A 21,987-nucleotide genomic window follows, 5' to 3' on the forward strand; every position below is an offset into this window, starting at 1 on the left:
GAGGTAATCGCTAAAAGTTAGCCACTGCACTATGGGTTAGTGCGAGCCCAGCGTCGGTGGCGTACCAGCGGCGCCGGGGCTCGTCGTGGTCTCCTACTTCTTACGGTCCCGCTTCTCCCGCACCCGCACCGAGATGCGGACCGGCGAACCGTCGAAACCGAACTCCTCGCGCAGCCTGCGCTCCAGGAAGCGCCGATAGCCCGCCTCCAGGAAGCCGGTGCTGAACAGCACGAACGTCGGTGGCCGGGTGGTCGCCTGGGTGGCGAACAGCACGCGCGGCAACCTGCCGCCGCGCATCGGCGGCGGGGTCGCGGCGATCACTTCCTTCAGCCAGGTGTTGAGCCTGCCCGTCGAGATGCGCTTGTCCCAGGACTCGAGCGCGGTCTCCATGGCGGGCACCAGCTTCTGCACAGCGCGGCCGGTGTGCGCGGAGATGTTCACCCGCTGCGCCCACGGCACCCGGATCAGATCCCGGTCGACCTCGCGTTCCAACTGCAGACGCCGGTCCTCGTCGACCAGATCCCACTTGTTGAACGCCAGCACCAGCGCGCGCCCCGAATCGGCCACCAGGCTGATCACCCGCAGGTCCTGTTCGGTGATCGGCTGCGAAGCGTCGATCAGCATGATCGCCACTTCCGATGCCTCCAGCGCCGACTTGGTGCGCAGCGAGGCGTAGAACTCCGTGCCACTGGCATTGGCGACCTTGCGGCGCAACCCGGCGGTGTCGACGAACTTCCACACCTTGCCGCCCAGTTCGACCAGCGAGTCGACCGGGTCGACCGTGGTGCCCGCGACATCGTGCACCACCGAGCGCTCGTCGTCGGCCAGCTTGTTCAGCAAGCTCGACTTGCCGACGTTCGGCTTGCCCACCAGCGCCACGCGGCGCGGGCCGCCTGCGCCGCCCGCCCCCTCGCGCGGGGTCTCCGGGAGCACGCCGAGCACGTCGTCGAGCAGGTCGCCCGTGCCGCGGCCGTGCGCGGCGCTGACCATCCGCGGCTCGCCGAGTCCGAGCGACCACAGCGCCGCCGCTTCCGCTTCCACCCGCTGGTCGTCGACCTTGTTGGCGACCAGGATGACCGGAACGGCGGAGCGGCGCAGCTTCTTCACCGCCGCCTCGTCGGTGGCGGTCGCGCCGACCACGGCGTCGACCACGAGCAGGATCGCGTCGGCGGTCTGCATGGCCAGTTCGGCCTGCCGGGCCACCGATTGCTGGAGTCCCTTCGCGTCGGGCTCCCACCCTCCGGTGTCCTGGACCAGGAACCGGCGACCCGCCCAGTTCGCCTCGTAGGACACGCGATCGCGGGTCACTCCCGGAATGTCCTCCACGACCGCCTCACGGCGGCCCAGAATCCGGTTCACCAGCGTCGACTTGCCCACGTTCGGGCGGCCGACCACCGCGACCGTCGGCATCGCGACGTGTGCGCCGTCCTCGAATTCGGCCTCGAGATCGGCCAGCTCCCAGTCGGCTTCGTCGGTCCAGACGCCGTCGCCGGCCAGCACATCCTCGTTCACCGGCCACCTCCGGCCCTGAATGCCGAGATCTGCTGGGCGACAACGCGATACAGCTCGTCGATGACCTCGTCCATGGACAGTTCGCTGGTGTCGACGCGCACCGCGTCCTCGGCCGGGCGCAGCGGGGACACCTTGCGGGTCGAGTCGAGAGTGTCGCGGCGCTGCACGTCGGCGAGTACGCCCGCGAAGTCGTCGCCCCGGCCCTCGGCGATGTTCTGCTGATTGCGCCGGTGCGCCCGCGCCTCCGCGGAAGCCGTCAGGTAGATCTTGGCGTCCGCGTCGGGCAGCACGACGGTGCCGATGTCCCGACCCTCCACCACGATCCGCCCCGCGACCGCCGTGATGTCGCGCTGCATGGCGACGAGCAGGTCACGCACCTCGGCCACCGCGGAGACCGCCGAAACGGCCTTGGTGACGGCGTCGCCGCGAATCTCCGAGCGCACGTCCTCGCCGTCGAGTTCGATCACCTCACGGCTGGGATCGGTGCCGATGGACAGCGGCAGCTCCTTGACCGCCGCGGCGATGGCCGCGGTGTCGGTCAGTTCGATGCCCGCGCGCAGCACGCGCAGCGTCGCCACCCGGTACATGGCGCCGGTGTCGAGGTATCGGGCGCCGAGCCGGGTGGCCAGGCGGCGCGACACGCTCGACTTCCCGGTGCCCGACGGCCCGTCCATGGCGACCACGAGCGGGCTCGTACCGGCCATTCGCGCCGGCGTCTGCACCGGGATCTCCACACCGTTCACAACGACACCGCCTCGTAGAGTTTGCCGATTTCATCGCGGCCGAGCACGCGCAGTGTGCCGGGCCGTTGGTCGCCCAGCGCGACCGGGCCGATATGGGTGCGAACCAGCCGGACGACCGGGTGGCCCACCGCGTCGAGCAGGCGGCGCACGATGTGCTTGCGCCCCTCGTGCAACACCACCTTCACCAAAGAACGTCCCTCCCCCAGCTCGAGCACCTGGAAGCGGTCGACCTTGGCGGGACCGTCCTCCAGCTCGACGCCCTCCTTCAGCTGCTTGCCGATCGCGCGGTTGTTCACCTCGCCCTGCACCGTCGCCAGGTAGGTCTTGGAGACCTCGAAGGACGGGTGCATGAGCCGGTGCGCCAGATCGCCGTCATTGGTGAGCAGTAGCAGACCCTCGGTTTCGGCGTCCAGCCTCCCGACATGGAACAGGCGCTGACCGGCGGCGATCCGCTCGGCCACGATGTCGCCGACACAGGGGCGTCCGAGATCGTCGGACATCGTGGACTGCCAGCCCCTGGGCTTGTTCAGCGCGACGTGCACCAGTTCCTCGCGCACGATCACGCGGGTTCCGTCGACGCGCACCACGGCGCGCTGCGGGTCGACGCGCAGGCCCTGCTCGCGCACGATCATGCCGTCGACTTCGACGCGGCCCTGCGCGATCATCTCCTCGGCGGCCCGGCGCGAGGCCACACCCGCCTTGGCGAGGACCTTCTGCAGCCGCTCCCCCTCACCCCAGGGGAGCTTGGTATGGCCGCCGGACTCGGCTGGCTCCACGTTCTGGTGGCGCGCGGGCTTGGCGTTGCTCAGCAGCGGCGGCTGCGCGGCCTGCCGCTGTGGTTTGGGCTTCTTCTTGCCCACGGGAGCCGTGTGCCGCTGCGGGCTCGGCGCCTGGGCCGAGCCGCGCTGGGCCGATCCACGGCCCGTGCCGCCCTGCTGGGCGCCTCGGGCGGTGATCCCCCGTTGGGCCGAACGCGCGTCGCGTGAGCCCGAGGCGCGGCCCGTGCCGCCCCGTTCGGGCGTAGCGCCGCGTTTTCTACGATCCGGTGTGCCATCTCGGCGAGCGGGCGTATTCATCGTTTCCTGTCACTCTTCGGTGCCGAGATCCAAATCGGCCTCGGCGGGTTTCTTCAACCTGGTGTACCGGGGATCGGTGTCCAGGCTCTCGTTGATCTCATCGATCAGGTCGACGCCCGGAAGCAGGGGCGCCAACGGCGGCAGGTCGCTCAGCGACGCGAGCCCGATCCGTTCCAGGAACAGCTCTGTCGTGCAGTACAGCGTCCCGTTGGTCTCCGGGTCGACGCCTGCCTCGGCGATCAAGCCCCTGGCCAGCAGCGTGCGCATCACCCCGTCGACGTTCACGCCGCGCACCGCGCTGACCCTGGTCCTGGTCACCGGCTGACGGTATGCCACCACCGCCAGCGTTTCCAACGCCGCCCGGGTCAGTTTCGATCGGGAGCCGTCGAGCAGCATCCGTTCCACATACGGCGCGTACTCGCTGCGAGTATAGAAGCGCCAGCCGTCACCTACGAAACGCAGATCCATCCCGCTGGCCCGGGCCGACAGTTCGGCGGACATCGCGCGCAGGGTCTGCTCCACCCGCCGCGGGCTGTCGCCGAGGGCGGCCGCGAGCTGGTCAACCGGGGCCGGAGTGTCGACGACCAGCAGCATGGCCTCCAGCGCGGAACGGAAATCGGCGTCCGCGAGCGGCTCGGGGGTGAGTTCCACCACTGTCTCGCTCACGACTGCGCCTCTCCGGAACCGCGCTCCCCTGTACGGCGCCCAGTTCGCCTCACCCGTAGTCCTCCTCGATCGTCATGGTGTCCACCTGTTGCGCGGCTTCGTCGCCGATCCAGCTGACCGACAAGGGACCGAGCGGATCGGGCTGATCGAACTCGATCGTCTTGCCGCGATACAGCTCGAGCAGCGCCAGGAAGCGGGCGACGATCTGGACCGGGACCTCGCAGTCGGCGACCAGCTCGCCGAAGGAGGTCCACGCACCCGCACCACGCTGTTTGAGCCGCTCCAGCACCAGTGCCGCCTGCTCGGCCACCGAGATCGCGTGCGTGTGCAGGTGGTCGAGCCCGACCTTGGGTACCGGACGGGGCCGGAAGGCCGCCGCGGCGATCGCGGCGAACTCCGCCGCCCCGACACCCAGCGTAACCTCGGGCAGCAGGTCGGCGTAGCGCTCCTCCAGGGCGACCGCGCGCGGATAGCGGCGCAGCGCGGCCGCCTCCAGCTCCCCGAGCAGTTCGGCGACCTGCTTGAACGCGCGGTACTGCAGCAGCCGGGCGAACAGCAGGTCGCGCGCCTCGAGCAGTTCGAGGTCCTCGGCGTCGGTCATCTCCCCGGACGGCAGCAGGCGCGCCGCCTTCAGATCGAGCAGCGTGGCGGCGACGACGAGGAATTCGGTGGTCTGGTCCAGGATCTTGTCCGAGCGCAACGTGTTCTGCTGTGCCATGTTCGCGGTCAACGCCTTCGTGTAGGCGATGAACTCGTCGGTGACCTTGTGCAACGCCACCTCGGTGACGTCCAGCTTGCGCGAGCTGATCAGCGTGAGCAGCAGGTCGAAAGGACCCTCGAAATTGCTCAGGCGCAGCCGGAATCCGGACGTCTGCGGGTCCGTGGCCTGCGAAGCATCACCCGGCGGCGCATCGGGCGCGGCGGCGCGAGCGTCCGGCACAGTGGCGGGGACCTCCGACACCGCCGCAGGCACGTCCGGCACGGCAGCAGGGACTTCCGGCACCGCCGCAGGCACGTCCGACACGGCAGGCACGTCCGGCACCCCCGCAGGAACCTCCGACACGGCAGCAGGCACGTCCGGCACCGCCGCAGGCACCTCCGGCACCGCTGCGGGAACCTCCGGCCTGGCGGCAGCAACATCCGACACCGCCCCCGGGGTGTCCGGCACATCGACTGACTGATCGGTTCGTGTCCGGCGAACATCGCCCGCAGTTGCCCCGGTGCGCGGTGCACGAGATGGCGTGGACGGTTCGTCCGCGCCGCTGAGCGAGGGCGGTGCGGCGGCACCCGGTTCCGGTCCGGTTCGCCCGGCGGGCTCGCCGACGACGGCCGGGTTCGGCCGCCTGGGCGCCGCGTCGCGGCCCGCGGCGATGAACGCGGCCGCCGCGTTCCCGAGCGCGGGCACCTCGGCGGCGGCTTGCGATGGCTCGTCCGGCCCACCGGCGCCGGGCGCGCGGTGGTCGGACGTGGGAGTCGATCCGGCCGCGGAAGACCCCTGGCCGGACGGGTCGTGGTGGGACGCAGACGAGGGGCCGGAGCGGCCGGTCACCGGCCGGAGCGGTGGATGACTTCCCGGGCCATCGACCGATACGCTTCGGCGCCACCGGATTTCGGCGCCCATGTGGTAATGGGTTCGCCCGCAACGCTGGCGTCCGGGAATCGGACAGTGCGCGCGATCGCGGTGTCGTAGACCAGGTCGCCGAACACCTCGACGACTCGCGCCATGACCTGGCGGGAATGCAGCAGTCGAGCGTCGAACATGGTGACCACTATCCCGTACAGGCTCAACCGCGGGTTCAGCCGGTCCCGCACCTTCTCGACGGTGTCGTTGAGCAGCGCAAGTCCACGCAGCGAGAAATACTCGCATTCCATCGGGATGATCACGCCGTCCGAGCAGGCCAGGGCGTTGACCGTGAGCAGGCCGAGCGAAGGCTGGCAGTCGATGAGGATGTAGTCGTAGCGGTTGCGCACCGGCTCCAGCGCACGGCCCAGCGACTGTTCCCGGCCCACCTCGTTGACGAGCTGTATCTCCGCGGCGGAGAGGTCGATGTTGCTCGGCAGCAGGTCCATGTTCGGGACGCGCGTCTGCATAAGCACGTCGTCGATGGACACCTTGGAACCGATGAGCAGGTTGTGCACGGTCGAGTCGAGATCGTGGTGGGCCACGCCGAGACCGGCCGACAGCGCGCCCTGCGGGTCCAGGTCGACGAGCAGCACGCGACGGCCGTATTCGGCCAGTGCCGCACCGAGATTGATGGTGGAGGTGGTCTTGCCGACTCCGCCTTTCTGGTTGCACATGGCCACGATCAGCGCGTCACCGTGCTGGCCGACCGGCGGCGGGTCCGGCACCAGCCGCAACGGCCGTCCGGTCGGGCCGAGCGTCGCGTCCTCCGGGACCGGCTCTACCCCATGGCCCCACAGCGTTTCCGCCGCGGCGTCCGAGTACGGACCCGGTCGCGAGCCCGTAAGCGGCTCCGCCCCAGCACCCATCGGCGGCTCTGCCGCTCCGGCTGTCGTCACGATCCGCTGCTCCTTATACGTTCCTGCCCGTTGCCTCGCCGAGCGTAGCGAGGCCGATCAGGGCCGACCTCGCTTTCGTGCGGTCCAGCTCTCGTTAGACGCTACCGCTTGACGGCACTCGAGTGCCGCGCCTGCGCGCGGCGTGTTCGGCACGCGCTGGTCAGCGCCATTGCGGTCCGCCATCGAAATGAACGTCGAACCGGTCGTGCAACTCGTTCATGCTGTCCCAGTCCGCCTCCCCGCGCGCGATCCGGCCGAGTTGCCGGAAGTATTCGAAGCGGACGATACCGGGTGTGAGCACAGCCAGAAACTCCGCGGGCCCGTCCGCGGCGGCTCCGAAGGCGTGCACGGCGCCCGGCGCGACCACCACCAGGCCACCTTCGCCCACCGTGCTGCGGGCGCCGTCGACGAGAAACTCCATCGCGCCGTTCAGCACATAGAAGATCTCGGTCGATTTCGTGTGATAATGCGGCCGGATGCCGTCCGCCCCCGCGGCGAGGGTCAGCCGATTCGCGCCGAACAGTCCTCCGGAGTTCTCGCTGTCCTCGAGCAGCCGGAAGGACCCGCCGCCGGGCAGCGGAACCGCCTCGACATCGGCCTCGTGAACGATGAAAGACTTTGTCATACACCTCACCTCGCGTCGTGCTCCCGAATCGGGCGATCACCGCGCATACGCCCGGCGAATCAACACAACCGGACCTGAGTCCACTTTGTTCCGGCGGCCAGAGGCCCCCAGCGTGACCCGCACTCGCGAAATCGCCCGCCGCGGAACGTCTACCGGGCTCGGGGGTGGGCGGTGGCCCAGACTTCGCGCAAGGTGTTGACCGTGACCAGCGTGTAGATCTGGGTCGTGGTCACCGACGCGTGGCCGAGCAACTCCTGCACCACCCTGACGTCGGCGCCACCGTCGAGCAAGTGGGTGGCGAACGAATGGCGCAGCGTGTGCGGTGACACCGCCGCCGCGATACCCGCGCGTTCAGCCGCGGTGTGCAGGACCCGCCAGGCACTCTGCCGGGACAGGCGGGTGCCGCGAGCATTCAGGAAGAGGGCTCCCGCAGTGCCCTTACCCCGAGCGGCGAACACCGGGCGTCCACGGACCAGATAGGCGTCCACTGCGGTGAGAGCGGGGCGCCCGATCGGCACCAGGCGCTGTTTACCGCCCTTGCCGCGCAGCACGACCGCCCGCTCCTCGACATCGAGATCGTCGACGTCCAACCCGACCGTCTCCGAAATCCTGGCGCCGGTGGAATACAGCAATTCCAGCAGCGCACGGTCGCGCAGGCCGCGCGGTCCGCCGTCCGCGCCCGCCGCGGCGTCGCCGGCCCCGCCACCTGCCGCCTCCAGCACGCGCAGCACCTGGTCGTAGGGCAGCGCCTTGGGCAACCTGCGCCCCGGCGCCGGTGGCTTCACCGCGTGCGCCACATCGGTGTCGGTCAGTCCCTCCGCCGCGGCGAAGCGATGCCAGCCACGCACCGCGATCAGCGCGCGGGCCACCGAACTGGCCGCCAGCGCGGAGTGCCCGTCACCGCCCGAGCGCAGCGCCACGGTGAACTCCGCGACATCGGATTCGGCGACCCGCTCCAGCGAGCCGATGCCGCGCCCGGCCAGGAAGTCCAGGTAACGACCGAGGTCACGCCGATAGGCGCCCAGAGTGTTGGGCGCGACGCCGCGCTCGACGGCGAGATGGTCGAGATAGGCGTCGAGTTCGCGACCGAGCACCTCCGGTCAGTCTTCGGACTTCTGGGCCGCCTTGCGGCGGAGGAAGGCCGTCGGCTGCCCCTCCCACGCGGCGTCCGGGGGCCGCGGCTCGATGCCGCCCGCCCGCGCGGCCGCCAGTGCGAGCACGCCCGCGACGGCGGTGGCGTTGACGATCTCCCCGGCCAGCGCCGCGCGGACCGCCTCCTGGACCGGCATGCGGACCACTTCGAGGTCCGCCTCTTCCAGTTCCGGCTCCGGGCGGTCGGTCTCGTACAGATCTCGAGCCAGGTAGACCCGCAGCGCCTCGTCGGTGAACCCGGGCGAGAGCACCACGTCCACCAGAACCGCCCACTCCCGCGCGGCCAACCCGGTCTCCTCGGCCAGCTCACGCCGGGCCGCGAGCAGCGGGTCCTCGCCGGGCAGGTCGAGCAGCCCGGCGGGCAGTTCGAGCAGCCGCCTGCCGATCGGGTGGCGGTACTGGTTGATCAGCACCACGTTGTCGTCGTCATCGATCGCGGCGACGGCGACGGCGCCGTGGTGCTCGATCACCTCGCGCTCGACGACCCGCCCGCCCGGCATCCGCACCTGGTCGAGCCGCAACGCCAGGATGGCGCCGCTGTAGACGGTCTCGCCGGAAACGATCTCGAAATCGTGGCTGCCCGGTTGGGCAGCGCCCCCGTCGGTCATGCCGTTACGCCTGTTCCGTCGCGCTCGCGAGTTCCTCGCCCGGAATGTCCACCGGGAGCCGTTCGGCCGCCTTGTATTTCAGCGCCGCCGAGATGAGCGCCGCGAACAGCGGATGCGGACGGGTCGGGCGGCTCTTCAACTCCGGATGCGCCTGGGTGGCGACGAAGAACGGATGCATGTCGGCAGGCAGCTCGACGAACTCGACCAGGTGCCCGTCCGGCGAGGTGCCGCTGAACTTCAATCCGCTCTCGGCGATCTTGTCGCGGTAGGCGTTGTTGACCTCGTAGCGGTGACGATGACGCTCGGAGACGTGCTCACTGCCGTAGGCCTGGGCCACCACCGAGCCCTTCTCCAGCATGGCCGGGTAGGCGCCGAGGCGCATGGTGCCGCCGAGATCGGCCTCGCCGGCCACGGCCTGTTCCTGGTCGGCCATGGTGGAGATGACGGGATGCGGTGTGTCCGGCTCGAATTCGGCCGAGTTCGCCTCCGCCAGTCCCACCCTGCGAGCCGCCTCGATCACGACGCACTGCAGGCCGAGGCACAAGCCGAGCAGCGGGATGCCACGGGTGCGCGCGTAGTGGATCGCGCCGACCTTGCCCTCGATGCCGCGGATACCGAATCCGCCGGGAATCAGCACGGCATCCACGTCGCGCAGCGCGTGCTGCGCACCGGAGGGGGTCTCGCACTCGTCGGAGGGCACCCAGCGGATGTTCACCTTGGCGCGCGAGGCGAACCCGCCCGCGCGCAGCGCCTCGGTGACCGAGAGGTAGGCGTCGGGCAGGTCGACGTACTTGCCGACCAGCGCGACCTCGACCGTCTCGCGCGGGGAGTGCACCCGGTCGAGCAGATCGCCCCACACGGTCCAGTCCACGTCGCGGAACGGCAGGCCGAGCCTGCGCACCACGTAGGCGTCCAGCCCCTCCCGGTGCAGCACGCGGGGGATGTCGTAGATCGACGGCGCGTCCGGGGTGGAGATGCAGGCGTCCACCTCGACGTCACACATCAGCGCGATCTTGCTCTTCAGCGCCTGCGGGACCTCGCGGTCGCAGCGCAGGATCAGCGCGTCGGGCTGGATGCCGATATTGCGCAGCGCGGCCACCGAGTGCTGGGTCGGCTTGGTCTTCAGTTCACCCGAGGGCGCGAGGTAGGGCACCAGCGACACGTGCAGGAAGAAGACGTTGTCGCGTCCGACGTCGTGGCGGATCTGGCGGGCGGCCTCCAGGAACGGCTGCGACTCGATGTCGCCGACGGTGCCGCCGATCTCGGTGATCACCACGTCCGGGGTCTGGCCCTGCAGATCCGGGCCGCGCATGGCCAGGATCCGGTTCTTGATCTCGTCGGTGATGTGCGGGATCACCTGCACCGTGTCACCGAGATACTCGCCGCGGCGTTCCTTGGCGATCACCGACGAATAGATTTGCCCGGTGGTCACATTCGCGTCCCGGGACAGGTCCCGGTCGAGGAAGCGCTCGTAGTGGCCGACGTCCAGGTCGGTCTCCGCGCCGTCCTCCGTCACGAACACCTCGCCGTGCTGGAAGGGGTTCATCGTGCCGGGATCGACGTTCAAGTACGGGTCGAGTTTCTGCATCGTGACGCGCAGCCCACGCGCCGTCAGCAGCTGACCGAGGCTGGAGGCGGTAAGACCTTTACCCAATGAGGAGGCGACACCACCGCTGACGAAGATGTGCTTCGTGGCCGTTCGCGCCTGAATCCGTGTTTGACCCACGGGTCTTCACGGTAACACGAATCCGCCCGTCCGTTCGAATGCCACGCGCGTTTGCCGGTCGATCGCCAGGCGCCGGTCAGAGCATCCGCGGCCCAACTGTGAGGCGGGTCGCGTCCCGGGTGGCAGCGGTCGCCGGGAACCGGTGTCGCGAAGACCGCGCAGGCGGCGGGCCGACACCGGTACCGTCGGCGGGTACTCGGCGATTTCGGCAGGTCAGCCCGGGAGCGCGGCCAAGGTGAGCGATGCGGCCTTGGCGCCGGTGCCGTAGCGGCCCGCACCACCGTTGAGCTGTTCGCCGAGCGCAAGCACCGTGGTGACGCGGCCGAGTTCTCTTTCGAGATTGTCGACGGTGCTCACCTGCGCCGCGAGCGCCGCGTCGGTGCGGACCACGGCGATCGGCCCCTGCCCGTCCGCGGCTCCCGTGCGGCCCGCGAGCACCACCCCCGCCCCACGACCGCGCAGGGCTCCGGCGAAGCGGGCGGTGTTCGAGCCTGCGCCGTCCCGGGCGGCATCGACGCCGTCGCCGGTGATCACGACCGCGAGCTGCGCGGGCCGCACCGGCGTGTCGCCGTAGGCGAGGAAGCCGCCGCCGCGCAGCGTCTCCAGCGCCAACTCGAGCTCCTGCGGGGTGCCGCGGGTTTGCCCACTGGCCGGGTCCAGCAGCAGCACCAGGCCGAGCAGATCGCCGGCCATACTGCCCTGGTCGACCGCGCCGGTACGCAGCTGCGCCCCGGCCGGGATGACGTTCGTAACGGCCGTGCGCATCCGGTCGCCCTCGGCGGCGTCGACGAATGCCTCGGTGAGCGCGATCCGGCCGGTGACGCCCGCGCCGGAGATCTCGAGCGCCCTCGTCACCGCGTCGACGTCCCCGGGATCGGCGTCCGGGGTCGTGAACACGACGACGCTGCGGTCGGCGAGCGTGCCGCCGAGGATGCGGCCCGACGAACCGGCGACGAACCGGTCGGCGGCCATGGCCTGGTCGTCGAGCTGTCGGTTCTGCTCGGTCAGGGCGTCGACCTGCTGTCGCAGCTCGGTCTTGTCCGCCCGCAGGCCCGACAGCAGGTCCGCCGCGAGTGTCTGGGATCCGAGCACCACGCCGATCGCGAGCGCGAGGAAGATCGCGACGATCGAGATGGCATGCTGGCGCATCGAAATCATTGTTCTCCCTTTAGAATTTCCAGGATTCGAGCTGCCCTTGCGCCCACCGCGCGAAGCGGTTCCAGGTGTCCACACCCCAGTCGGCGAACTCGCCGCCGCTGTTGGACGCCAGCAGCACGACGATCACCGCTACCAGCGCCGCGAGCACCACCAGCGCGACCGCGATCCCGGACACCCGGGTGCGGTACAGGGTGGCCACGGCCTTCGCGTCCATCAGCTTCGTGCCGACCTTGAGCCGGGTGAGGAACGTGGCCGGATTGCTGTCGCGCCGGCCGCGATCGAAGAAATCATCGAGCGAGGCAGGCGCTCCCGCGGCGACGATCAGCGCCGCGCCGTGATGATCGGCGAGCAGCAGCGCCAGATCGGCAGCCGAGCCGGAGGAGGGGAACGTCGTCGCGCCGATGCCGAGGTCCTGGATGCGTTCCAGCCCCTTGGCGTGACCGTCGGTGTCGGCGGGCAGGATCACCTCGGCGCCACATTTCATGGTCGCGGAGGTGATCTCGTCGGGGTCGCCGACGATGACATCGGGCCGGTAGCCCCGCCTGCGCAGCGTGTCGGCGCCGCGGCCGACGCCGATCAGAATCGGGGCGTATTCCTTGATGAACGGCTTGAGCCGCTGCAGATCCTCGGCATGATCCGGGCCGTCGGCGACGACCACCACGTGCCGGTGCTTCATCGACAAATCCAGTTCCGGAACGCCGAAGCCATCGATGAGCAGGGCGCTCTCGGTCCGGATGAACTCGATGGTGTTGCCCGCGAAGGCCTCCAGGTGATCGGCCAGACCGTTGCGCGCCTCGATCATCCGTTCCGCGATGGCGGACTCGGTGAGTTCGATGCCCTCGACGAGGACCTCCGGCTCCTTCTTGATCAGCTTGTCGGCGTAGACCACGCCGCCATCGATGCGGACCTTCACGCCGTCCTTGATCCTCTTGAACGCGTCCGAGCTCACCGTGTCCAGCAGCAGGATGCCGTTGGTCACCAGCGCCTCGGGGCCGAGGTTCGGGTAGCGGCCGGAAATGGACGGCGAGGTGTTGATCACCGCGCCCACGCGCGCCTCGACCAGGCGGTCGGCGGTCATCCGGTCGAGGTCCATCTCGTCGAGGACGACGATGTCGCCCGGCCCGATCCGCCCGAGCAGCCGCCGGGTGTTGCGATCCACCCGGGCAGTCCCGATCAGACCAGGAAGCGTTTCGGTGTTTCTCGACAACAGCGCCGGCATCCTCATGGGCCGATGATGGCGGCAAACTCTCAACCATTGGTGGAGGCGCGCCGTTTCGCGCACCCGCAATCGCGCGCCTGAACCTCCTCGACCACCCGCGCAGCGAGCTCGCCGCCCGGCTGGAAATAGAAGCCTGGAGCGGTTGGATTTTTCCTATATTGGCTTTTCAAAGGAGTGATATGACCAGCCGGGGGCAACGTGAGTGGACCTCGCCATCTGGGTGCCCGTTCCTCCACCCAGGCGCACGAATCACAGCGACGCGGCCGAGCCCCGCCCATGAGCGAGCGGCGCCCCGCAGCTCGACAGCCACAGCAGCGAACGAGCCGCTACCGTGAGTGCGCCCCGATCAGCACCACTTCGCGTGCGGGCGGCACACGGTCCAGCCGCTGCCGTCGGGACGCTGCGTTCGAGTCCAAGCGGAGTCGCCCGCGCCATCACTCGCCCCGCTCTCGCCGGACTCCGGCCCGTTGCGCCGGCGATAATCACGCAGGGCATCCCGGTGTTCGTTCTGCCGCAAGGGATTCGGGTCGGAGTGCTGGTATCCGAACGGGTCTATCGCGTGCCAGCCCGTCGAGTCGCCGTGCGAACCCGAGCGATCGGAGTGATCGGAGCCGGACAAGGACTCCGCCGCGGCGCCGCCCGCCGCGGACACCGACCCCGCGGCCAAACCAGCGACGATCAGCGCGAGCACCCGCTTCCTCGGCGTTCCCCGCCCTCGCCGGGCCGACGTGGCAGATCGGCGCGCTCCGCCCGCCTCGGTCGTCGCTGGAAGAACGCTGCGCATCATGGCCCCTTTGCCTCGGTGCTTCCCGGTGTCCGGCGGAATTCATCCGCCGTTCATCTACTGATTTCCATAGTAGATGAGGAATCGGACATTACGGACAGCAGTTGTGCGTACCACAGTCTTCACTGGCGAAAGTCGTTGTTCCGAGCCGCTTTGCCGTCGCACAATCGCAGACTCCCCCACAGACTCCATGGCGCTGCGGCAGCAAGCAGTCGGATACTCGTCTGATTCACACGGATTTCTTCAGTAGATCGAGGCGTTGGTAGGCGACAGCTGCCTCTGGTTGGGTCGACGTCGTCCCTGGGCGTGCGCAAGCGACGTCGCCGGAGGGCCCGCGCCGGGCAGCTCTGCCCCGATTGTGATGCGGACGACACGATCACCGAGCTGTACCCGCTGTAGCTATATGCTGCCGGTCACACGTAACTCGAAGAGGAGATTTCATGGCCAGCACCACCGTCGACGCCGTCATCGCCGCACCGCGCGAGGTCGTGTACCGGCTTTTCGCCGACCGCGAGAGCATCAGCCCCTACGTGCCGGTCCAGGTCAAGCTGGTCAAGCCCGGCCTGACCGAGCGGGAGGGCGTCGGCGCCCAGCACCTGATCGGCCTCGGCCCGGTAGGTGTCACCGAGGAGATCACCAAGCTCGTGCCCGGCGAGCGGATGGAATACAAGATCATCAAGGGCGCGCCGGTGAAGCGCCACGTCGGCATCGTCACCTTCGCCGACGCCGACAACGGCACCCTGGTCTCCTACACGATGGAGTCCGACCCGTCGCTGCCGGTGCCCGCCAAGGTGCTGGAGTTCGGTCTGAAGAACCTGATCGGCCAGTTCATCAAGGGCGCGCAGAAGGCCGTGCGCTGACCGACGCGCTCAGCGCGTCGCCGCCTCGGCGCCCGCTTTCTCGGCGCGCGCCGTCGCCAGCAGTTCCTCCGCGTGTGCCCGGCCGGTCTCGGTGTCGTCGAGACCGGCCAGCATGCGCGCCAGCTCGACCACCCGCTCGTCGTTGGTGAGCGCGCGGACACCACTGTTGACCGCGCCCTTGCCGTCATCGGACTTGTCGACCACCAAGTGGGTGTCGGCGAATGCCGCGACCTGCGGCAGATGGGTCACCACGATCACCTGGTGGGTGCGCGCCAGCCGGGCCAGCCTGCGACCGATCTCCACCGCGGCGCGCCCGCCGACACCGGCGTCGACCTCGTCGAACACCATGGTCGCTCCGTGATCGGAGCTGGCGAGCACCACTTCCAGCGCCAGCATCACGCGCGAGAGCTCACCGCCGGACGCGCTCTTGCTCAACGGCAACGACTGCGCGCCCGAATGCGCCGACAGCCGGAACTCGGCTTCATCGATGCCCGTGGGCCCGGCGTGCAATTCCTGGCCGTCGACGGTGAGCGGCGCCGTGTCCTGCGCTCCCGCGAGCAACGGCCGCACCTCGACCTCCAGACGCGCCTTGCCCATCGCCAGGCCGCCCAGCTCGGCGCTCACCGCCGACGCCAGCTTGCCTGCCGCCTTGGCCCGCGCGGCGCTCAGCTTCTTCGCCGCCTCTCGCACCCGATCGGCCGCCGTGTCCACCTCGGCGGCCAGCTTGGCCAGCGCCTCCTCCGAGACGTCGAGCGAACCGAGCCGGGTGCGCGCTTCCTCGGCCCAGGCCAGCACACCGTCGATGTCGGGGGCGTATTTGCGGGTCAGCGTCTTCAATTCGGCCTGCCGGGTGAGCAGCGAATCCAGCGCGCCCGGGTCCGAAGGCAGGTCGGAGAGATATCCGCTCAACTCGGTGGTCACGTCGACCACGACGGCGATGGCGTCGGCCAGCCGCGGCGCGAGCGCGACCAGCGCCGGGTCGTCGGCGGCCTCGATCCGGGCGCGTGCGGCGCCGAGCGCCTCCAGCGCCCCGGCTCCGTCTTCGGGTGTGTCCGCCGGCCCGGCCAGCGCGCCGTGCGCGGTGGCGGCCGCATCGCGCAGTGAATCCAGATCGCTGAGCCTGCGCACCTCGTCGACGATGCGCAGGTCCTCGCCGGGTTCGGGTGCGATGGCGTCGATTTCGTTCAGCGAGTGCTTGAGCCGATCGGCCTCGAGCGCCAATTCCCTGCTGCGTGCGGTCCGTTCGAGCAGTTCGGTGCGGGCGTCGAGCCACGATCGCCGCAGCACCTGATACTTCCGCAGCGCAGCGCCCACCGTGTCGCCCGCGAACTGGTCCAGCGCCGACAACTGCTGATCGGGACGCTGCAAACGCAGCTGATCGTTCTGGCCGTGCACGGTCAGCAGGGGCGCGGTGAAATCGGCCAGCACCGAGGCGGGTACGCCGCGTCCGCCGAGGTGCGCGCGGGAGCGGCCGTCGCTGCCGACCGTGCGGATCGCGATGACGCTGCCGTCGTCGTCCGGCTCGGCGGCGGCCGCTTCCAGCACCTGCGTGACCTCGGCACGGGCGGCGTCGTTGACGTCGTCGACGGTGAACCGGCCCTCCACCACGGCGCGCGGCGCGCCGAGCCGGACTCGGCCCGCGTCCGCGCGCGCACCGCTGAGCAGATGCAGGCTGGTCACCACCATGGTCTTGCCCGCGCCGGTCTCACCGGTCAGGCAGGTCAGTCCCGCGTGGAATTGCGCGGTCGCGGTGGCAATGACGCCAAGCCCGTCAATCCTGATCTCTGTCAGCACTTGTGCTCTCCGTTCGCCGTCGGCCACGCCAGCCTGTCACGGGCAATTGGAACTTGCGCACCATCCGGTCGGCGAACGGTGCGGAGTCCAGCCGCACCCAGCGCACCGGTTGAGCGCCGCGAACCGCTTCGACCCGGCCGCCACTGGGCAGTGCGAGCGTGCGCCTGCCGTCCAGGAAAACTATCGCATCGTGTCCGGACGCCACGGACTCGACCGCGATCCGCGACTCGGGGCTGGTCACCAGCGGCCGCGCGAACAGGGCGTGGGCATTGCTCGGAATCACCAGCAACGCCTCGAGTTCCGGCCACACCACCGGACCGCCCGCGGAGAAGGCGTAGGCGGTCGATCCGGTCGGTGTCGCGATGAGGATGCCGTCGCAGCCGAACGACGACACCGGACGGCCGTCCACCTCCAGCACCACTTCCAGCACGCCCATACGCGAAGCGTTTTCGATGCTCGCCTCGTTCAGCGCCCACCCGCTCTCGACGACCTCGTCGTCGATCCGGACGGTGACGTCGATGGTCATCCGGTGCTCGATCGTGTAATCGCGCCGGACCACCTGCGCGAGCGCCTCGTCCAGGTGTTCGGCCTCGGCCTCGGTGAGAAAACCGATGCGGCCGAGATTGATTCCGAGCACCGGCACCCCGGCCGAGCGGGCCAGCTCGGCCGCGCGCAGAAACGTTCCGTCGCCACCGAGCACGAGCACCATCTCGCAGCCGACCGCCGCCTCCGGGCTGTGCTCGACCACGCGCACCGGAAAGCCTCCCGGCTCCGCCTCGAATCGCGTGCTGTCCGCCTCGTCGGCGAGCACGCGCAGGCAGATGCCCGCGTCCGCGAAGATCTTCGCCACCCGGTGGGCGGTCTCGATGATCTCCGCGCGGCCCGGATGGGACACCAGCAAGATCTCCCGGCCGCAGGGCTGGGCCAGCGCGTTCACTGTGGACCCTCCTCAACCGCATGTTGGACCAGCGCCGCGACCTGCTCGTCGTCGTATTCGAACGGTCCGTCGTTGCGCAGCCACAAGAAGTATTCGACATTGCCGGACGGCCCGGGCAGCGGGCTGGCCACCGCACCGAGCGTGCGCATGCCCAGCCCCGCGGCCGCCGCCGCCACCGTACGCACCGCGTCGGCGCGCAGCGCGGGATCGCGCACCACGCCACCGGAGCCGACCCGCTCCTTGCCGACCTCGAATTGCGGTTTCACCATGGGCAGCAGATCGGCGCCGGGCGCCGCGCAAGCCGCCAGCGCGGGCAGCACCAGGCTCAGCGAGATGAACGACAGGTCGCCCACCACCAGCTCGACCGGGCCGCCGATGGTCCCGGGCGTCAGGTTGCGCACATTGGTCCGGTCGAACACCCGGACCCGCTCGTCGGTGCGCAGGCGCCAGACCAGCTGGCCGTAGCCCACGTCGACCGCGACGACCTCCCGCGCTTCCCGGCTGAGCAGCACATCGGTGAAACCACCGGTCGAGGCGCCCGCGTCCAGGCAGCGCTTGCCCGGCACGGTCAGGCCGTCCGACTCGAACCGCTCCAGCGCACCGAGCAGTTTGTGCGCGCCGCGCGAGGCCCAGGACACCTCGTCGGGCTCCTCGCGCACCACCAGCGGCGTGCCCGCCTCGACGGCGGTCGCCGGCTTCACCGCGACCGTTCCAGCTATCAGGACGCGGCCCGCACCGATCAACTCGACCGCGTGTTCCCGCGATCTCGCCAATCCGCGGCGAACCAGTTCCGCGTCCACCCGTGCGCGTCTGGCCACCTCAGATCTTGTCCACCGTGGCCAAGGCCTGTACCAGCACGTCATGTGCCTGCTCCAGGATGCGCGCGCGACGAGTGATGTCGACTCCGGCCTCGGCGCTCTCGGTAGCGGGCGAAGCTCCGACCCAGCCGGGCCGGTCGAGTTCGGCGAGCAGGCTGTCGACCTCGCCGCGGATGCGCTCCGGATCGGCAGGCTCCGCGTGCCCGGAAGGACCCGGCAGATGCTGACCGGGCAACGGGATCCCCGGGCGGGGGCCTTGTGCACCGGCGGCCGTACCGGGACCGTTCGGACGGGGCGTAGGAGTAGTCATCGTGGCGTCAACGCTATCGGATTTCCGAATCGGACGCGCGTACCGTCACAGCTCTTCCCGGGTTGCGCTGCAGCATCTCGCCGAGGTCGGCTTCCGGCTCGGCAGCTACCGGCGGGTGAGCGAGGGCGTCGAGCGAGTCGGCGACGAAGGTCGGGATCTGCCCGTCCGGAGCCTTGCGCAGTTCGTCCAGTGTGCTCACGCCGGTGAGCACCAGCAACGAGTCGAGGCCGACCCGGTTGGCCCCCTCGATATCGGTGTCGAGGCGGTCGCCCACCACCAAGGCACTGCGGGAACCGGCCCGGAGGATCGCGTCCTCCAACAGGGGCGCGTACGGTTTACCCGCCACGATCGGCTCCCGATCGGAGGCGGCGCGCAGCGCGGCGACCATCGCGCCGTTGCCCGGCGCCAGGCCGCGTTCGTTCGGCAGGGTCCTGTCGGTGTTCGCCGCGACCCACAGCGCGCCCGACCGCAGAGCGTAAGCGGCTTCGGCGAGGTCCGGCCAGGCGGTGTGGGGCGAATGCCCTTGCACCACTGCGGCGGGCGCCTCCCCGTCGAAGCGCCGGACCGGCCGCAGCCCGGCCGCGTCCACTTCGGCGGCCAGGTCGTCGGTCCCGACGACCAGCACCCGAGCGCCTCGATCGAGCCGCTCGGCCAGCAACCGCGCCGCCGCCTGAGCGCTGGTGACCACATCGTCACAGGACGCGGGAAAGCCGAGTTCGGACAAATGGGCGGCGACGACCTCCGGCCCGCGACTGGCATTGTTCGTGACGTACACCAGCCGCTGCTGCGCCTGCCTCTGCGCTGCCAGCGCCTCCGGGGCGCCGGCGATCACCTCGTGACCGCGGTACAGCGTGCCGTCCAGATCCAGCAGCAGGGCTAGATAGCGATCTCGTAGCCGCTTCACACCACTCTCACTCCGTGTCACCGATCGGCGCTGTGCCGACTCGCATACCACCGGCCCCTCCAGCAGCACAGCCGCTCGGCGAGTCCGAGACACTCGAACACTACGCCAGCGAGCGAACCGGAAAGACGTGGCGTCAACCACTGCGACTGCCCCGGATCACAAGCGCCACAGAGCAGTTTCCCAGATCACGGGGTCGACTTGTCCGGAAACGGGCCACGGGTACGCACGACGACCTGGATTCCGCTCATCAGAATCTCACCGGTCGACGTCGGGTTGGGGGCATCGCCTTCCCGGGCGCTACTACTCGCTGCCCAAGCCGCCTGATGCCCTGAGGTTCTTCTGTCGATGCCGTTCTTCGTGCAGCGACGATCCGCCTCGCTCGGACAGTCCCACCACGCGCGAGAAGCGCTGCCAGACCGCCCGTATCGGCTGGTCGCTGTCACAGGTCAGGCGGAGAGCGCGACCTCGGCTGGACAAAGCCACGAATCAGCCAGCCGACCCGCCCGTTTCCGTCGTCAGGACCTCATCGACCGGGTTTGTGCCGTCGCAGTCGCCATCACGGAATACCGACAGCAGACAGCGCCGGTCGCCAAGCAAGATTCAGATGTCGCTGTCGCCCGTTAGTTCGGCGGCGCGTTCTTCGGCGTCCGTGTCTCCGTCGAGGTCGGCCGAGGCCGCGTTGAGGAACCAGGTCAGGCCCTCATCGGTGCGGCCCGCGGCTACGAGTGCGTCGGCGTAGGCGTAGAAGAGGCGGGCGGCGGCGGAGCCGGTCCGGGACGGGTCGAGATCCGAGGTCTGCAATGTCACGACCGCTTGGTCGTACTGGCCGAGGTCCATTCGCGCCCCCGCGACGACGATGCGCAGCTCGGCGGCCTCGTCTCCACGCAGGGCGCGGGCCTCGTCACTGCGGCCGAGTTCGATCGCGCGCTCCGGCCTGCCCAGCCCGCGCTCGCAGTCGGCCATGACGGCCAGCAGCCCGGAACCACCGGACATCCGGCGCGCGGTCCGCAGCTCCGACAGGGCTTCCGCCCATTCGCCCGCGTGGTAGGCCACCACACCCGCTGTCTCCCGGACCACAGCGATCCTGCCCGCACGTTGCCGCGCGGCCCGCGCATGCGCGAGAGCGAGCCCGGGATCGTCATCGAGCAGGCGCACCGCCATCACCAAGTGCCGGGCAACCGTCTCCGCATTGCCTTTGTCCAAGCTGAGCAGGTCCCGCCGCACGGCGGAGTCGAGATCGGTCGCCTGCACTTCTTCCGGCAGATCGGGTTCCTCCGGACGCGGCGGCCGGCGGTCCTGGGAGCGGTTGGCACTGACACGGGCCCCTTCGCCGCCCCGGCGACGGTCCTGCGACGCGGCGCCGCGCGGCGCGCGATCCTCGCGGTCCGGTCCTGAATAACGGCGATCGTCTTCGCGGCGCTGGAAACCGGAGTCACCGCGCTCATCGGAATCACCACGACGCTTGAATCCACCGCGGTCGCCCGCGTCACCGGAATCATCACGGCGACGGCTGAACCCACCGCGATCGCCCGACTCACCACGCCGAGCATCGCCCCGGTCACTGGAATCGTCACGGCGACGGTTGAACCCGCCGCGCTCACCGGACTCACCACGCTGGGCATCGCCCCGGTTACCGGAATCGTCACGGCGACGGTTGAACCCGCCGCGCTCACCGGACTCACCACGCTGGGCATCGCCCCGGTCACTGGAATCGTCACGGCGAGGGCTGAACCCACTGCGGGCACCGGAGTCGCCGCCGGGGCGGAACCCGCCCCGCGACTCCTCACGCCGCTCGCCGGAATCACTCCGGCGTTTGAAGCCGCCGCGGTCGCCGGAATCCTGATTGCGCTGGAATCCGCTTCGCTCCCCGGACCCGCCTCTGCCAGCGGAACCGCCGCGGCCTGCGGACTCCTCCCGGCGCTGGAAACCACCGCGCTTGGGCGCGTCGCCCCCGCGGCGGAAGCCACCGGCGTCACCGCCCCGGTCGGAGGAATCCTGACGTTTGAACCCACCGCGCTCGCCCGAACCGCCGCGCTGGTCGTGACCGCCACTGTCGCCGCGACGGGTGAACCCGGCGGAGTTGTCGCGGCGCTGGAAACCACCCCGGTCGGAGGAACTTTCCCGCCGACCGTGGCCGCCCGATTCCCCGCGGCTCGGGGAGCCGCCTCGTTCCCCGGAATCGCCTCGGCGGTTGAAGCCGCCACCTCGTCGGCCACCGTCCTGCTGGTCACCTCTCCCGCCGGACCCGGAGTCTGGAGCGCCGCGCCGGAAGGGCTTCCGATCGTCGTTGTGTTCCGGCACGGTGCTCCCTTTCTTGGTTGAGCGAAAAGTCGTTATACCCACAAATTCAATCACGTACCTGCGGTGGGACGCGGGCACGGCAAGGTTCGTCAGAGCCCGAGAGGTGCTCAAATGCAGATAGGGGACCCAGAGTCTGGGTCCCCTATTGTGAAGGATGTTCCGGCGGTGTCCTACTCTCCCACACCCTGTCGAGTGCAGTACCATCGGCGCTGGCAGGCTTAGCTTCCGGGTTCGGAATGGGACCGGGCGTTTCCCTACCGCTATGGCCGCCGTA

Annotated in this window: 21 protein-coding genes, 1 rRNA gene and 1 pseudogene; 3 read left to right on the plus strand and 20 right to left on the minus strand. The window is 69.8% G+C overall.

The genetic code is table 11. From position 1 onward, the window contains the following. Nucleotides 1-93 precede the first annotated feature (93 nt). From der to IU450_RS33565, 5 genes are read right to left on the minus strand one after another with little or no spacing between them, the layout of a single operon-like run. Entirely contained in the window at nt 94-1,512 is a 1,419-nt protein-coding gene (der, locus tag IU450_RS33545; protein ID WP_195153724.1) for a ribosome biogenesis GTPase Der, read from the minus strand. After that, nucleotides 1,509-2,216: a (d)CMP kinase gene (gene cmk / locus IU450_RS33550; protein WP_195153753.1), complete on the minus strand. Its 708-nt coding sequence runs from the start codon at nt 2,214-2,216 to the stop codon at nt 1,509-1,511. Before cmk ends, der begins: the two co-directional genes overlap by 4 nt. Before the next feature lie 35 nt (nt 2,217-2,251). Beyond that, the gene (locus IU450_RS33555) at nt 2,252-3,331 is read right to left on the minus strand and encodes a pseudouridine synthase (protein WP_195153725.1); all 1,080 of its coding nucleotides are present in this window, start codon (nt 3,329-3,331) and stop codon (nt 2,252-2,254) included. 9 nt (nt 3,332-3,340) lie between these two features. Then, entirely contained in the window at nt 3,341-3,997 is a 657-nt protein-coding gene (gene scpB, locus IU450_RS33560; protein WP_324197921.1) for an SMC-Scp complex subunit ScpB, read from the minus strand. Nucleotides 3,998-4,046: 49 nt separating this feature from the next. Further along, nucleotides 4,047-5,000, minus strand: coding sequence for a segregation and condensation protein A (locus tag IU450_RS33565; RefSeq protein ID WP_416382932.1), 954 nt, complete (start codon nt 4,998-5,000; stop codon nt 4,047-4,049). Nucleotides 5,001-5,238: 238 nt separating this feature from the next. On the opposite strand from IU450_RS33565, the gene IU450_RS33570 reads away from it, so the two are divergent. Then, complete coding sequence (locus IU450_RS33570) at nt 5,239-5,565, plus strand: hypothetical protein (protein WP_195153726.1); 327 nt, start codon at nt 5,239-5,241, stop codon at nt 5,563-5,565. On the opposite strand, the gene IU450_RS33575 is transcribed toward IU450_RS33570, so the two are convergent. From IU450_RS33575 to IU450_RS33610, 8 genes are all read right to left on the minus strand, one after another. Beyond that, nucleotides 5,543-6,487, minus strand: a complete 945-nt coding sequence (locus IU450_RS33575) for a ParA family protein (protein ID WP_181724314.1) — start codon at nt 6,485-6,487, stop codon at nt 5,543-5,545. The two genes, IU450_RS33570 and IU450_RS33575, sit on opposite strands and share 23 nt — an antisense overlap. A 190-nt stretch (nt 6,488-6,677) precedes the next feature. Further along, complete coding sequence (locus IU450_RS33580; protein WP_195153727.1) at nt 6,678-7,142, minus strand: cupin domain-containing protein; 465 nt, start codon at nt 7,140-7,142, stop codon at nt 6,678-6,680. A 149-nt stretch (nt 7,143-7,291) separates the two neighbouring features. Beyond that, on the minus strand, nt 7,292-8,236 hold the full coding sequence (xerD, locus tag IU450_RS33585; RefSeq protein ID WP_195153728.1) for a site-specific tyrosine recombinase XerD: 945 nt from the start codon (nt 8,234-8,236) through the stop codon (nt 7,292-7,294). Between the two features lie 6 nt (nt 8,237-8,242). Then, nucleotides 8,243-8,902: an NUDIX domain-containing protein gene (locus IU450_RS33590; protein WP_195153729.1), complete on the minus strand. Its 660-nt coding sequence runs from the start codon at nt 8,900-8,902 to the stop codon at nt 8,243-8,245. 4 nt (nt 8,903-8,906) lie between these two features. Further along, on the minus strand, nt 8,907-10,628 hold the full coding sequence (locus IU450_RS33595) for a CTP synthase (protein WP_195153730.1): 1,722 nt from the start codon (nt 10,626-10,628) through the stop codon (nt 8,907-8,909). A 213-nt stretch (nt 10,629-10,841) separates the two neighbouring features. Continuing rightward, the gene (locus IU450_RS33600; RefSeq protein WP_195153731.1) at nt 10,842-11,786 is read right to left on the minus strand and encodes a copper transporter; all 945 of its coding nucleotides are present in this window, start codon (nt 11,784-11,786) and stop codon (nt 10,842-10,844) included. Nucleotides 11,787-11,796: 10 nt separating this feature from the next. After that, nucleotides 11,797-13,011, minus strand: coding sequence for a putative cytokinetic ring protein SteA (gene steA / locus IU450_RS33605; RefSeq protein WP_195153732.1), 1,215 nt, complete (start codon nt 13,009-13,011; stop codon nt 11,797-11,799). A 340-nt stretch (nt 13,012-13,351) separates the two neighbouring features. Then, nucleotides 13,352-13,696, minus strand: coding sequence for a hypothetical protein (locus IU450_RS33610; RefSeq protein WP_195153733.1), 345 nt, complete (start codon nt 13,694-13,696; stop codon nt 13,352-13,354). 533 nt (nt 13,697-14,229) lie between these two features. Here IU450_RS33610 and IU450_RS33615 point away from each other — a divergent pair. Beyond that, nucleotides 14,230-14,649, plus strand: a complete 420-nt coding sequence (locus tag IU450_RS33615; RefSeq protein ID WP_195153734.1) for an SRPBCC family protein — start codon at nt 14,230-14,232, stop codon at nt 14,647-14,649. 9 nt (nt 14,650-14,658) lie between these two features. On the opposite strand, the gene recN is transcribed toward IU450_RS33615, so the two are convergent. The 6 genes and pseudogenes from recN to IU450_RS33645 all read right to left on the minus strand — a co-directional run. Beyond that, nucleotides 14,659-16,443, minus strand: a complete 1,785-nt coding sequence (gene recN, locus IU450_RS33620) for a DNA repair protein RecN (protein ID WP_195153735.1) — start codon at nt 16,441-16,443, stop codon at nt 14,659-14,661. Beyond that, on the minus strand, nt 16,421-17,380 hold the full coding sequence (locus IU450_RS33625) for an NAD kinase (protein ID WP_195153736.1): 960 nt from the start codon (nt 17,378-17,380) through the stop codon (nt 16,421-16,423). Before IU450_RS33625 ends, recN begins: the two co-directional genes overlap by 23 nt. Next, nucleotides 17,377-18,198 carry a TlyA family RNA methyltransferase gene (locus tag IU450_RS33630; RefSeq protein WP_195153737.1) on the minus strand — a complete coding sequence of 274 codons (822 nt, stop codon included), beginning with the start codon at nt 18,196-18,198 and terminating at the stop codon, nt 17,377-17,379. Before IU450_RS33630 ends, IU450_RS33625 begins: the two co-directional genes overlap by 4 nt. A gap of 1 nt (nt 18,199) precedes the next feature. Further along, the gene (locus IU450_RS33635) at nt 18,200-18,508 is read right to left on the minus strand and encodes a hypothetical protein (protein WP_228835476.1); all 309 of its coding nucleotides are present in this window, start codon (nt 18,506-18,508) and stop codon (nt 18,200-18,202) included. Between the two features lie 13 nt (nt 18,509-18,521). Further along, nucleotides 18,522-19,412: an HAD-IIA family hydrolase gene (locus IU450_RS33640; RefSeq protein WP_195153738.1), complete on the minus strand. Its 891-nt coding sequence runs from the start codon at nt 19,410-19,412 to the stop codon at nt 18,522-18,524. 600 nt (nt 19,413-20,012) lie between these two features. Further along, nucleotides 20,013-20,975: pseudogene (locus IU450_RS33645) on the minus strand (hypothetical protein); the annotation flags it as partial. 477 nt (nt 20,976-21,452) lie between these two features. Between IU450_RS33645 and IU450_RS33650 the strand changes: the two are divergent. Continuing rightward, nucleotides 21,453-21,734: a hypothetical protein gene (locus IU450_RS33650; RefSeq protein WP_195153758.1), complete on the plus strand. Its 282-nt coding sequence runs from the start codon at nt 21,453-21,455 to the stop codon at nt 21,732-21,734. A 136-nt stretch (nt 21,735-21,870) separates the two neighbouring features. Here IU450_RS33650 and rrf read toward each other — a convergent pair. Continuing rightward, nucleotides 21,871-21,987, minus strand: a 5S ribosomal RNA gene (gene rrf / locus IU450_RS33655).

This window comes from Nocardia abscessus (assembly GCF_015477775.1).
GTDB classification, from domain to species: Bacteria; Actinomycetota; Actinomycetes; order Mycobacteriales; family Mycobacteriaceae; genus Nocardia; species Nocardia abscessus_A.